Origin of the sequence: Paraburkholderia sp. 40 (assembly GCF_050434105.1) — a bacterium.
Classification (GTDB): Bacteria; Pseudomonadota; Gammaproteobacteria; order Burkholderiales; family Burkholderiaceae; genus Paraburkholderia; species Paraburkholderia tuberum.
The window spans coordinates 1,547,495-1,560,004 of sequence record NZ_JBNPVY010000004.1 but is presented as its reverse complement, the minus strand read 5'-3'; the positions used below and the strand labels follow the sequence as shown (position 1 = coordinate 1,560,004).

Annotated in this window: 8 protein-coding genes and 1 pseudogene; 6 read left to right on the top strand and 3 right to left on the bottom strand. The window is 61.4% G+C overall.

Annotation, left to right across the window (positions count from 1 at the left end; all coding sequences use genetic code 11):
* The 5 genes from OKW28_RS28785 (at position 1) to OKW28_RS28765 (ending at position 7,116) form a co-directional block, all read left to right on the top strand.
* On the top strand, positions 1-402 hold the full coding sequence (locus OKW28_RS28785; RefSeq protein WP_429450687.1) for a hypothetical protein: 402 nt from the start codon (positions 1-3) through the stop codon (positions 400-402).
* Positions 399-2,135: a type IV secretory system conjugative DNA transfer family protein gene (locus OKW28_RS28780; RefSeq protein ID WP_429450685.1), complete on the top strand. Its 1,737-nt coding sequence runs from the start codon at positions 399-401 to the stop codon at positions 2,133-2,135. Before OKW28_RS28785 ends, OKW28_RS28780 begins: the two co-directional genes overlap by 4 nt.
* Positions 2,132-3,988: a PriCT-2 domain-containing protein gene (locus OKW28_RS28775; protein ID WP_429450684.1), complete on the top strand. Its 1,857-nt coding sequence runs from the start codon at positions 2,132-2,134 to the stop codon at positions 3,986-3,988. Before OKW28_RS28780 ends, OKW28_RS28775 begins: the two co-directional genes overlap by 4 nt.
* A gap of 61 nt (positions 3,989-4,049) precedes the next feature.
* A complete protein-coding gene (locus OKW28_RS28770) occupies positions 4,050-6,101 on the top strand; it encodes an LPD7 domain-containing protein (protein ID WP_429450682.1) in 2,052 nt (683 codons plus the stop codon).
* Position 6,102: 1 nt separating this feature from the next.
* Complete coding sequence (locus OKW28_RS28765; protein WP_429450680.1) at positions 6,103-7,116, top strand: relaxase/mobilization nuclease domain-containing protein; 1,014 nt, start codon at positions 6,103-6,105, stop codon at positions 7,114-7,116.
* A 163-nt stretch (positions 7,117-7,279) separates the two neighbouring features.
* Here the strand turns inward: OKW28_RS28765 and OKW28_RS28760 are convergent, their stop codons facing one another.
* The gene (locus OKW28_RS28760; RefSeq protein ID WP_429450678.1) at positions 7,280-7,708 is read right to left on the bottom strand and encodes a hypothetical protein; all 429 of its coding nucleotides are present in this window, start codon (positions 7,706-7,708) and stop codon (positions 7,280-7,282) included.
* Between the two features lie 1,086 nt (positions 7,709-8,794).
* Here OKW28_RS28760 and OKW28_RS28755 point away from each other — a divergent pair.
* A pseudogene (locus tag OKW28_RS28755) lies at positions 8,795-9,403 on the top strand (transposase); the annotation flags it as partial.
* 249 nt (positions 9,404-9,652) lie between these two features.
* Here the strand turns inward: OKW28_RS28755 and OKW28_RS28750 are convergent.
* Together OKW28_RS28750 and OKW28_RS28745 are read right to left on the bottom strand one after the other, a co-directional pair.
* Positions 9,653-11,041 carry a cytochrome c peroxidase gene (locus OKW28_RS28750; RefSeq protein WP_429450676.1) on the bottom strand — a complete coding sequence of 463 codons (1,389 nt, stop codon included), beginning with the start codon at positions 11,039-11,041 and terminating at the stop codon, positions 9,653-9,655.
* 305 nt (positions 11,042-11,346) lie between these two features.
* Positions 11,347-12,504: a PLP-dependent aminotransferase family protein gene (locus tag OKW28_RS28745; RefSeq protein WP_429450675.1), complete on the bottom strand. Its 1,158-nt coding sequence runs from the start codon at positions 12,502-12,504 to the stop codon at positions 11,347-11,349.
* Positions 12,505-12,510 lie beyond the last annotated feature (6 nt).

The window sequence follows — 12,510 nt, the reverse complement described above, 5'->3', positions numbered from 1 at the left end:
ATGAACACGAACCATCGATCCCTGACTCACGTGGAAGCCGCCGGCACGGTAGCGCATCACGCGCGGACCGCCCTGGTCACGCTCGTGATATTGGTGGTGGTAACGGGCGCTCTGGTGGCTTCGCTGTGGCTCGCGTCCTTCTTCCTGTACGCGAGCCTGCGACTGAATCCCTTCCATGCGGAGCTATGGGGTTGGCGCGATGCGCTGCTTGCCTGGCATGACGGCCAGATGCCGCACGGCGGCCGGCGCCTGGCGGGTGCGGCGCTTCTGGGCTTACTCGTTGCGGTGGGAGGGCCCTTGATGGGGCTTTACACACTATGGGAGCACTCTGGGCGTCGGCGCCTCTATGGCAGCGCGCGGTTTGCCAGTGAAGCGGAAATCCGCGCGGCGGGGTTGCTATGAATGCGCGCCCCGTTGCGGATGCACCAGCCATCGTCGTCGGCGTATGGCGGGGGCGTTATCTGCGCTTTACCGGTCAGCAGTTCGTGCTGCTCGCTGCTCCCGCACGCTCGGGCAAGGGTGTGGGCATCGTGATCCCGAACCTGTTGAGCTACCCCGATTCAGTCGTGGTACTCGACATCAAGCGTGAAAACTATGCGCTCACGGCCGGGTTCCGGCGTGCGCACGGGCAGGAGGTATATCTGTTCGATCCGTTCGCCGAGGATGGTCGCACGCATCGGTATAACCCGCTATCGGCGATCTCGGACGGGCTGTTCCGCGTAGGCGACATCCTCGCGATCGGTTATGCGCTGTATCCACCAGGCGGGCACGATGATTTCTGGAAGGACCAGGCGCGCAACCTGCTTCTGGGCATCGTGCTATTGCTGTGTGAGTGGCGCGACGCGAGAAGGACCGGGAAGGGGGAGTCGATTCCCGACTATCCGGTCACGATCGGCGAGGTGCTGCGGCAGTCGTCGGGCAACGGCATGCCGGTCAAGTCGTACCTGCAGCGCGCGCTCGTCCAGTACCGTGGTTTGCTGACCGGGCCATGTGTCGATGCGCTGAATCGATTCCTGTCGAACGACGACAAGGTACTTGCGAGCATTCTAGCGACGTTCCACGCGCCGCTCACGATCTGGGCCAACCCGGTTGTCGATGCGGCCACGAGCGCCAACGACTTTGATCCGCGCGACCTGCGGCGTCGTAGGATGTCGGTCTATATCGGGATCACGCCCGATCACCTGTCGGAAGCAGCCCTGATCGTGAATCTGCTGTTTTCGCAGGTTGTCAATCTCAACACGAAGCAGTTGCCCGAGGCCGATCCCGCACTCCGGTTCCAGTGCCTGCTGCTGCTCGACGAGATGACGGCGATTGGCAAGATCCACATTATCGCGCGCGCGGTGGCCTACATGGCGGGCTACAACCTGCGGCTGCTGTCCATCGTGCAGTCGGTTTCGCAACTCGAATCCGTCTACGGCAGGGCCGATGCGCGCACTTTCATCACGAACCACGCGATGCAGATCCTGTATGCACCGCGCGAGCAGAAAGATGCGAACGACTACTCCGAAATGCTCGGCACCTTCACAGATCAGTCCCGTAGCATCAGCCGATCGAATGCGATTTTTGGTGGCCGCGGTGGATCGAGCGAGAGCATATCCGAGCAGCGTAGGCCGCTACTGTTGCCGCAGGAGATCAAGGAGCTCGGGCGCGACAAGGAAATCATCGTGCTGGAGAACACCAAGCCGATCCTCGCCGACAGGATCTCCTACTGGCGTGATCCCGTCTTTGCCTCGCGGGTGTTAAGCGCACCATCGGTGCCTGCCATGAATCTCGCGCGTTTCAGTGCCCAGGTCGAGCGGCGGCTGCGCGAGGTGCAGCCCGAGGAGATCGATCCGGAAGGCACCGGCCTCGTTCATCTGCCGGCTGAGTATCTGGAAGTGCTGCAGGCCTGGGATCCGCGCGACCTGCCGCCGCGTCTGGCTGATCTCAGTGAGGACGAAGTGACAGCCTATGTCGAACGGCACTTCATGCTGCTGGGTGTCCCGGCCGCACGGCTTGCGCAGGCGAAGCGTCGCTTGTCGGTGGCGGACCTCGACGTCGCGGAGCTGGTGCCAGCTAAACCCATCCGTGCGAAGCGCAGACCTGTGCCCGCCGCCAGATCGGGTGTTGTGCAGATACAGGGAGGCCGGAAATGAGTGCACCGCATGTTGACGAGACCGCACGCGCGCGTGCTGCGCTCGCTGTAATTCCCGCGGACGAATACGGTACGTGGGTAGACATGGCATTTGCGCTCAAGAACGGCTTTGGTGACGCTGGTTTCGAGATCTGGGACGAATGGAGCCGCACGGCCGGCAATTACAACGAGCGTGCTGCCCGCACCACGTGGCGCTCGGTGAAGGAGTCGGGTGGCAAGACGCTCGCCTCGCTGTTCTGGCTCGCGCGGCAGCACGGTTTCGATCTGAAGCGCACGCATTATCCCGACCGGATGGCGACAACATTTGCGGCGAGTCCCGAAGTGCTTGAACGGCGGGTACGTGAAGAGGCACGGCAGCAGGCCCGTCATGAGGCGGTAGCCCGTGAAGCGCAGGCGATCTGGCAGTGGGCGCGCCCAGTCGGTCCGGAACACCCGTATCTCGTACGCAAGCACCTCCAGCCGGTGCCGGCACTGCGTGAGCTGGAGGCCGTTGAACTGCACGCGTTGCTGGGCTATGCGCCAGCGAGCGAAGAGCAGCCGCTCACGGGACGCGTGCTGGTGGTGCCGTTCTGGATCGGCGAGGCGATCTCTACGCTGGAGCTGATCGACGAACATGGCCTCAAATCCTCGCTGGCAGGTGGCCTCAAGAAGGGTGGGTACTGGATTGCCGGGCCGGCACCGGCCGCCGGAGACTCCTCCACACCGATCCTGATCGGCGAGGGCATGGCCACCGTACTGTCCGCCTACCGGGCGACGGACTGGCCGGCGCTCGCGACGCTGTCGAGCGGGACGCTGCCTCAGGTCGCCGCAATCCTGCGCGAACGATATCCCGACGTCGGGCTGGTTGTGCTTGGGGATCTCGGTCCGGGCGAGACCAGAGCCCGTCAGGCGGTGGAAGAGTCGCAGGCGCGTCTGGCACTGCCGGTATTCGCCAGCGGCGCGCGTATCAACGACAAGGTGCCGACCGATTTCAACGACATGGCGGTGCTGTCGGGCTTTGGGGATGTGGGCGATTGCCTGCGGGAAATCGCGTACCGGGATGTCGGGCTGGCGGCTGTGGGTATGGAGTCGACAGTAGGTATTGCAACCGGCGGAAAGCTGGACGACCTGAAGGAGGAAATCATGAGCCGCGTGAAAGAAACCCTGGTGAACGATGCAGAGGATGTTTCTCGTCGTCGCTCGTCGAAACGTACCGAGCCAAAGCAGCACAACACGCCGGAATCCTCTGCGCCGACGAGCGAATCAGCGACTCCAGAGCGCCCGCCAACCGAGCCTTCCGTGGTACCTCCGGCTGGTGGTTCTCCTGCGGTCGAGTCGCGACGTCTGGCGCCGATACGCCCACCGGTGGGTGAGCCGCTGTTCGAAGTGGCCGATGTGCCCAACGAGATCCGGGCGCTGGCCGAACATCGTTTCGGCACACCGTTGCGCATGGGGACACCGCGTGAGAACGGCGGCCCCTACCGCGGCGAGGTGTTCAACACTGAGCACTACCTGATCCAGGAGGTGGCGACGCGCAGTGTCGTCTTTCATCCAAAGGCGCAGATGGAGTTCGTCTCCGACCGGATCAGATGGATGGATCAGAACGCCCGGGTGAATGGCTCGGAATTGCAGGTCGGTTACGACGGTGACCGGCCGAAGGTCTATCCGTGGGATCGGGCGCGTGACCTGCTGGAGCGTACCGTCGGCTCACTCAAGAAATCCGCGCGTGAGTTGAATTTCAGTCCGAATCTCGAGGGAATGCTCGACCAGTTGCAGGCGCGATCGTGGGCACGAATACGCGAAGCACGCGCGGCGGCGCTGGAGCAGTCAAAGGAGCGGGCGGCGTCGCAGGATCCTCCCGGGCCGGACCGCTAAACCGTCGTCTCACGTGTCGCCGCTTGTGGCGAGTCGTACCTGATCAGGAAGAGATCGCATCATGACTGAAACATCACCTTTTACCCCTCCGGTCATCAACGTGATCGAGCACGATATTCCCGGGCGTCCGGGGTTTGCGGAGCAGTCCGGTGGCGATGGTCGGACCCGTCAACTGGATGCGACCGCGCTGGATGCCGTATCAGCCCGGCGCCGCCGCGAGTTCGACGCGGCGCGCTCACGCCTGCGTGATCAGGCGATCCGCGACGATGCCAAGGCGGTACGGCAGCCCGGTACGGGTCCGACTGCAGATGCGCCGTCGGGGAACAACGACACGGCGCGCGTGCCACTTGATCAGCCGCCCGAACGGGTTCGTAAGCGATACCTGCGTGCGGGTCACCAGTATTTCCTCAAAGATGCGCCGTATCAGCTCGCGTTCGAGGATCTGGGACCGTACCTCGTCACGGAACACAATCGGCCGGATGTGGTGGAGTCGATGGTAGACATCGTGGCGGCAAAATCGTGGCGTCGCGTTCGGGTGTCGGGACATGAGGTATTCCGAAGCGAAGTGTGGCTGCGGGGGACGTTGCTCGGAATCGAGGTGAGTGGCTACGAGCCGAAGATGGCGGATCTCGCGCGTTTGGCGGACGCCCGGCAGTCACGCCTGAACAACCGGATCGAGGCCGATGCGTCGATGCGTGCGACCGCATCGCAAGCGCGAGCAGAAGAGCCCAGCACACCGGCGCCCGCATCCGCATCCACGACCGAAATGCCTGGCGGGGTGGGCGGCACTGCTCGTGCGGCGGCGCCCCGCACCGGAGAACATGTGCGGCTACGCCAGGTTGAACGACAGCCGGCGACTGGCGACGAGCCTGATGCTCCGCGGCGGTATGCCGGCGAACTGCGCGAACATGACCGCGCACCCCATCAGAACAACCCCGCTCGCAGCGACTCGTATTACGTGATGTTCCGCGACGCGACGGGTGCCGACCACGTTGTCTGGGGTGTGGATCTCGAACGGGCGGTGCTGGAGTCGCGTGCCGAACCCGGGCACCAAGTTACGCTGGAAAACCTGGGTCGGCGGCTCGTCACGGTCAATGTGCCGATCCTCGATGACCACGGCATGGTGGTGGGCGAGGAAGAGAAGGACGTTTACCGCAATACCTGGCAGGTCGAAGTGGTGGAGCGCGAACGCTCGGCGGCCGGGCCTGTGTCCCGCTCCGGGCGCGCATTCGATCATGCCACGGCTCCTATTGGCAAGCCGATGAACGAGAACAGGCAGGGACGTCAGCCTTCCACGATATCCGACGAGGAAAAGGTTCTTCATCTGGCCGTTCTGGTCGGCGCCATGCGGGAGCAGGGGTTTAGCGCGCGGTCGATTTCACGCGTGCAGCGGCGTGCTGAACAGATGCTGGACGCGTTTGGCAAGGAGGGTATCCCATTGCCCCGGCCGAAGGTCTTTGATCCGACAGCACCTTCGGAGCGGGACAGCCGGGCACGGCCGGGTGACGCGGCGCGCACCGGTCCGCGAGATGGAGCGGACACCCACCGAACCCTCACCTGCGCGCTAGAGGGGGCCATGCCTCAGCGCGAACGCCTGTGCGTTGAACTCGGCGAAATGCGGCCGGCTTGGGATCAATGGTGCGCGCGCAGGGGGAGGACGGTTGGTGAAGGCGTGCGGCTACTGATGGCATCCGCACTGCGTGCGGATGCCGACGATACCGACATCCGTGCCGAAGCAAATCTCCGATGGGGCGCTGTCGGCGATCCTCGCGCTCGAATCGAGATCAGGCTGGCGCGCGCTGAACTGGAGGCGGTGGAGCGGCGTGCGGTAGCGTCAGGCCAGACCAGTAACCGCTGGATTGTTGCGTTGATCCGCGCGCAGTTCTTGAGGGAACCCCAGTTCGGCGTGCAGGAGATGCAAGTTCTGGCTGATTCGAACCGGCAGCTTGCCGCGATCAACCGGTGGCTTGGACAGATTGCGCGAGACGGAAGTTTGGCGGATATCGGACGAAATGGAGGTGGGAATATGGACGCAATCCGGGACGTGATAGATGTTCATCTGCGCGCCGTGGCAGCCGTAATTCGCGCGAATCTTGATCGATGGAGCCGGTGACATGCCTTATCCGAAGGTCTACATTGATGCGATGCTTTTGAACTGGGGCGACCGTCTGTTTCATGAACCGTTCAGGCATGCCCGCGCGCAGCGGCTTTCGCGTGCAGGCATGCGTGATGAAGCCACGCGCATGCGCGATCAATTGGCCCGGACACTCAGGCGCTCGCCTGAAGTCATGGTCAAAATTACCAACAAGGCGTCGAGTGCTCAGGGTATGGGCGCGGTGCGTCGGCACTTGCGCTATATCTCCCGCAACGGGCAGGTCGAACTGGAAGACCAGAACGGGGATTCGATTGCTGGTGCCGACGCTGTACGTGACCTTGTGCGGGCCTGGCAACTCGGAGGGTGGGGGATTCCGGAGACGAATACCCGTCGCGAGGTATTCAATATTCTGCTGTCGATGCCGCCGGGGACGAACCGACAGGCCGTGCGCGATGCTGCACGGGATTTCGCAGCGCTCGAGTTCGGGGATGGGCGCGCTTATGTGTTTGCGGCGCACGACGACGAGGCTCATCCGCATATCCATCTGAGCGTGCAAGTGCGTGGGCCGGATGGTCGGCGTCTCAATCCGCGCAAGCAGGATCTCTGGCGCTGGCGTGAACGGTTCGCAGAGCAGCTTCGCGAGCACGGCGTCGAAGCGAATGCGACACCCAGGCGCACGCGCGGCATTACGCAGCGTTATCCCAGGCAGGGTGTCGCGCACATGCTGGCGCGTGGAGAAGTGCCGATGTACTGGCGGGCGGCCGTGAGCACGGAGCAGAGGCAGGCAGGCTGGAAATCTCACGATGGAGTATTTGCTGCGTGGCGGGAGGTGGCGAAGGTGATGGCAGCGTCGCCCACAAAAGCGGATCGCGCGATGGCCGTCGACATTGTTGATTTCGTGAAAGCAATGCCAGTGCAGCGGGATGCGCCAGCTATTGGACCGCGACCGGAAAGGGAGCCCGTCGGCGGGAGTCCCATAGTGACGGACCGTGGCGCCCAACCCGATAAAACAGGTCCGGACATCGAGCGTTGATGCGGAGATGCCCAGATTGCCTCGGATCGGCGGCAAGTGGCATCTCATATCCTGCTCTTGCGCTTTCCGCTGCATCTCTGCCATATGGAGGTGTTTGCCGACGCCGCGGCACTTCTTCATGCGGCCGTGAGCGGGCTCCAACTAATGGGCCCATGTTCAAGGATCATGGATCGACAAACCATGCAGGTCCGCCCTTATAAGTCGCGAAAAGCAGGAAAAACATCACGATCACGAGAAGCGGAATACCGTAGAGGGCAACAGGGAAAAACAGCACGAACTGGAGAGACGAGCCGCCAACGCCGTGAAGGACGTCGGTCTCACGAACGTTTTCAACTACCAGCCAGATCGCCATAGCGAGGCCCATCGCCATGAGGACAAGTCCGCCGGACGGCTGCGTATGGCGAAGCGGGGCAGTTACCCAGAAATAGTATCCCCACCAGAGGAAATTGATGCCGATTGCCGCGAGCCAGAAGCCGCGCGCCGAAAAGAAACTGTGACGGAACCGACGCCGGCAATGGCGACTGAATAGCTGGATTCCCTTTGCAACCCCGCACAGGATAGCCACGACGATGGCGAGCTTCAGGATGTCCATGCGACGTTCTCCTTTGCGAGGTGCTCCTTTCTGCGCTGGATTCGCGGGAAAGACATGTCTCGCTATGTTCTTCCCCAATATAGACGGTCGTCGGACGAATGCAACGTGGCTTTCGTAGAGCGGTCAAGAATGGTGTGGTTGGAGACACGACGTGGCACATCACTATGCCGGTCACTGATTGTCAGAGAACGCGACAGGTTGATCGCTGTCTCCGTGCGACCACAGCAAAACTGTGGTCGGGTCCTTCCCACTGATTTTGTGAGTACTTCACCGGTTTAACGGAGATGAGTACATTGAGTGCGGGGGCGCTGTCGTTGTCTGCGAATCGCTGAAAAGGAGTAGTTGGAATCCTTAGCAATGTCGTGCCAGATTGCAGCGCCCATTGCAGACTCGAACTTGCGACAAGCGGTTTGCAAGACGGCGGACGGTTCAAGGATCAGTCTAGTCTTGCAGAGGCTTGATTTGCGTAAGGCGACTTTAGTGGCCGACATACAGCTATTGCGGTCAGGTACCCAAAGAAGGCTACCTTCGTCGCCGGCGATCCTAATACCGCCGCCAGTTATAGCTGCCAGTGAGTAGTTGATGACGCCGATGAGATCCGACGCTGGCCGGCAGGCGGAATGCGACGAGCAGGATCAAGTGTCGGCGCCGAAGGAAATTCGAGCCATCCATGCCGGACCGCGAGAGTAACCAGTGGATCAGGCACCGCTGTTTGACCACTCCCTGGCGCCCGCGGTAGGTGCAGCAAGGCCGGGCCGACCCGTAAATTCTCGGCTGCTTGGCTTGGAACTCGTTCCAGTAGCGCTCGTGCCGCGCGGTAGCGACTGCACACGCGTGAAGGATACGGGCGTGCGCAGACCAGGGGTGGAAAGTTACGAAGGCAAGACGCCCGCGCTGGGCGGCCACCCTGCCGCGCGCTTCTGGAGCGCTCTCCCACGGATACCGTTAAAGGCAAGCGCGATCGCGCGGGAGCTAAGCTCGATTCTGGTGTACGGGGAGTTGACGCGGGAGATTGAAGGCGGTGGAGGTTTTAGCTGAGAATCTGATTGTCGAAGTCGGAACCCAGCAAACAACAAACTATCCACCATGAAGAAGTTTACGGAAAAAGCGGTTGTAGGTCTATCGGAAGTCGGTCTGGGACTGGACGAGTTGGTGCGTCATGGAGCGCGGCAGGTGATCCAGCAGGCGATCGAAGCGGAGCTCGCGTCGCTGCTGGAGCGGTTCGAGAACGTCAAGACCCTGCATGGGCAGCGCGCCGTGGTGCGCAACGGCTATTTGCCGGAGCGCGAGGTGTTGACGGCGGCCGGCCCGATTGCCGTGAAGGTGCCGAAGGTTCGCGATCACTCAGGATCAGGTGTGAAGTTCAATTCGTCGATTGTGCCGCCGTATGTGAGGAAGTCGCCGCGCGTGAGTGCCGCGCTGCCATGGCTTTATCTGAAAGGCATCTCCACGGGCGACATGAGCGAAGCGCTGAGCGTGTTGCTCGGTGACGCCGCCAAAGGCCTGTCGGCCAATGTGGTGAGCCGTCTGAAGGCGCAGTGGGCCGACGAGCATGCGAGCTGGAGCCGACGCGATCTGTCGAAATCGCGCTACGTATATTGGTGGGTCGACGGCATTCACACCGGGCTGCGCAGCGAGAACTTGGACGGTCAATGTCTGCTGGTGATCATCGGCGAGAGCCTTGAAGATTCCAGGTGACTACGCGACGATCGTTGACCTCCGCCAACGCACCGACGGGAAAATAGACCATCAGAAAAATAAAAATTGCCAAAGCCCTCGGTGGCGCACCGTTTTCTTCATAGTGCGATCCAATAGAATTGTCAACACAAAGTATCAGGACATCAGAACCCCTCATCGCATGAAGCCCTTGGCATTCGACCTATAGTTGCGCGCGGCCGTTGCAAGTGCCTTTGTCGGGCCCTGATGTCAGCCGCGGTGGTCGGATCAATGGGTCGCCGCGGGTTGGTGCGTACCCGTTAGCGTCCTCAGGAACGCGACGATTGCGTCAATGTCCGATTCCGCCAATTGTTTGCCGACCTGATATGTCGCCATGTCACGTACAGCTTTGCGCAGATCGATGCGGCTGCCGTCGTGGAAATAGGGCGCGGTCAGCTCAACGTTGCGCAGCGTCGGCGTCTTGAACGCATGGCGATCGAGCGGATCTTTCGTAAAGTTGGCGCGGCCGTTGTCCGCGTCGGTGCGCGCGTAGCCCCGCGCGGCGAAGTAGTCGGCCGCGAGGCCCATCCGTTCGAACGACTGCCCGCCCAGATTTTTGCCAACGTGGCAGGTCGCGCAATGGTTTGCCTTGAATAACTGGTAGCCGCGCAGTTCCTCGCTATTCAGCACATCCCTGTCGCCGCGCAGGTAAGCATCGAAGCGACTCGGCGTTAGCAGTGTCATCTCATATTCGGCGATCGCGTCTGTGATGTTCTCGCCTGACCAACCGTCCGGGTACACCCGCAAGAACTGTTGCGTCAGCGATGAGTCCTGTTTCAGCTTATCGATGATCTCACTCCATGACGTGGACGCCATTTCGACCGGATTCAGCGGTGGGCCGCCGGCCTGTTCCTGCAGCGTGGCGGCGCGACCGTCCCAGAACTGCTTGCGGTTGAGTGCCGAGTTGAACACTGTCGGTGCGTTGATTGCACCCAACCGGCCACCCACGCCGGACGAAACCTTGTTTCCATCTACGCCGCCGATCGCTAGCTTGTGGCAGCTCGCACACGATATCGTGTTGTCCACCGATAGTCTGACATCGTTGAAAAGCTGCTTCCCGAGCGCGACTTTGCCCGCGTCAGTCGGCAACGAATGTGGCAACGGTTGTACCGGCTCGTTAGCGAACTCTGGTGCAACGCCGGGCGTCGCATATGCGCTGTGTCGCTGTGACGCGATCCAGTCGAGAAGCGCGCGTTGATCGTCGGCGCTCAAGCCGGTGGTCCAGTGTACGAAGCGGAACGGCTTTGGTGGCATGCTGCGTTCGTTCACAACGGTTTCCAGCTTTGCAAGATCGGCTTCGGGGGCCGGTACGCCACTTTCGAGCGCCGCGTACAGGCTGTCGATGCGGAAGTAGGCGAGGCCCGTCTGTATGTCGTGCTCGGCTAGCTGACGAATGCCCGGTAGCGCGGCATAGTTGGGCAGGACAGTTTTCGTCGAGTGGCAGTAATAGCACGCGTTTCGGTCCAACACTTCGCGGATGCCGGACGCTTGTGGGGACGCGGCCAGTCTCACGGCCGCTCTTTCCGCATAGTCCTTGTCGTGTATGTACGCGATACCGCTGTTGCAGAGATAGCCTATCAGCACGACGGCGATCGACACGATCAGCAGTTTCTTCACTTGCTCTCCTGTTTCGATTTTGGTCGGACCCATACCGTTTACATCGGGTAGGTCTTGATGTTGATATCGGCTGCAGAGCGATGACGTGCTGATCGTACAGAACGCACAGGAATTGACTGGTTCCGAGACAGGCGCGAAGGGGGGGCTGCCTATATAACGGACGGATCCTGAGCGAAATCAGTGACGTAGTGCCATGCCGAAAAGCGTTCGTCGAGTTGTTTGCGGTAGAGGGCGGCGCAGGAGATGTCTTCGCTCGGCCTACGCTTGTACATCTCGCACCGACTATCCGTAGTACTTGGCATTCTCTAGCCACGCCGCTTAAAGCGCGTCGATGTCAGAAGGCTCGCATGCGCATCGTCTATCTGAGCCAAGCCGCGCTCGATCAAACGCGGCTGGAGATAACTGAAGCTTAAGCGTACACGGGCTGCACCGCTCGGTCCATGGTGCTTTCCTTCGACGAGTTTCACATTGTGCTTCCGGCGCACCTCGCCGACCAATTCGGCGGAATCGACGCCTTCGGCAAGCGAGACCCAGAACGAAAATCCTCCACTCGGAATCTCGTAATCCGGTTTGCAGAATCGGCAGGCCTGTAACAGCCTATGCATTGCGTCGCGCTTGCTCCGGTAGTGCGTCCGTAGGTGTTCGACGTGAGCGTCCAAAGACGACGACTGCAATAAGGCGAGCGCCATATTGCTGACAATGGGACTCACACCTCCATCGCATTTCAGGTGGGCTAGGCGGTCGACAATTTCCGGCTCGGCCAGCACCCAGCCTACGCGAAGCCCGGGGCCTGAGATTTTGGAGAAGCTATGCACATTGATGATGTTACCACCCGCCTGCAGAATCTCGGGCGACGCGCCACCATAGGGCAACTCGCTATAAACCAGGTCCTGCACCAGCCGCACGCCGTTGCGGGACAGTAGAGCCTCCACCTCGACCATATGCCGGTGTGCAAAGTATCGTCCAGTCGGATTGTGGAACGCCGGAGTGGTGTAGTACAACTTGGCTCGCCCCTTTGCGTGCAGCAATGCTTGTTCGAGCAGATCGAGGTCGACGCCCGAGGGATCCGCACCTACTTGCACCACCGTGGCGCCCGCAATAGAGAAGATGCGCAACGCACCGAGATAGGACGGGTCCTCGGTCAGCACGACGTCTCCTGGGTCGATAAAAGCATCGGCGAGCAGTTGCAGGGCTTGTGAAGCGCCGTTCGTCAGAATGACATTGCCACGCCCCATCCGGTACCTTTGGCCAAGCTGTCCGCGCAGTTCGGGAAGGCCATAGGCGTCGGTGTACTGCGGTAGGTCGGAGATGCTGACGCCCGTCTGGACGGTAAGCGGGTCCGGCCATTGCAGGCGGGCGAACGTCAAAGGATCGGGAAGCCCATAGGCGAAGTCGACTGTGTCCTTGCCTGAGGTGTAGTCGAATATCCCATAACTGAGCGAAGTGCGACTGCGCATCGACATGACTGG

Excerpts from the sequence above, each read along its gene's own strand:
- OKW28_RS28780 (WP_429450685.1), top strand. The coding sequence starts at position 399 with ATGAATGCGCGCCCCGTTGCGGATGCACCAGCCATCGTCGTCGGCGTA.
- OKW28_RS28745 (WP_429450675.1), bottom strand. The coding sequence starts at position 12,504 with ATGTCGATGCGCAGTCGCACTTCGCTCAGTTATGGGATATTCGACTAC.
- OKW28_RS28765 (WP_429450680.1), top strand. The coding sequence starts at position 6,103 with ATGCCTTATCCGAAGGTCTACATTGATGCGATGCTTTTGAACTGGGGC.
- OKW28_RS28775 (WP_429450684.1), top strand. The coding sequence starts at position 2,132 with ATGAGTGCACCGCATGTTGACGAGACCGCACGCGCGCGTGCTGCGCTC.
- OKW28_RS28770 (WP_429450682.1), top strand. The coding sequence starts at position 4,050 with ATGACTGAAACATCACCTTTTACCCCTCCGGTCATCAACGTGATCGAG.
- OKW28_RS28785 (WP_429450687.1), top strand. The coding sequence starts at position 1 with ATGAACACGAACCATCGATCCCTGACTCACGTGGAAGCCGCCGGCACG.
- OKW28_RS28760 (WP_429450678.1), bottom strand. The coding sequence starts at position 7,708 with ATGGACATCCTGAAGCTCGCCATCGTCGTGGCTATCCTGTGCGGGGTT.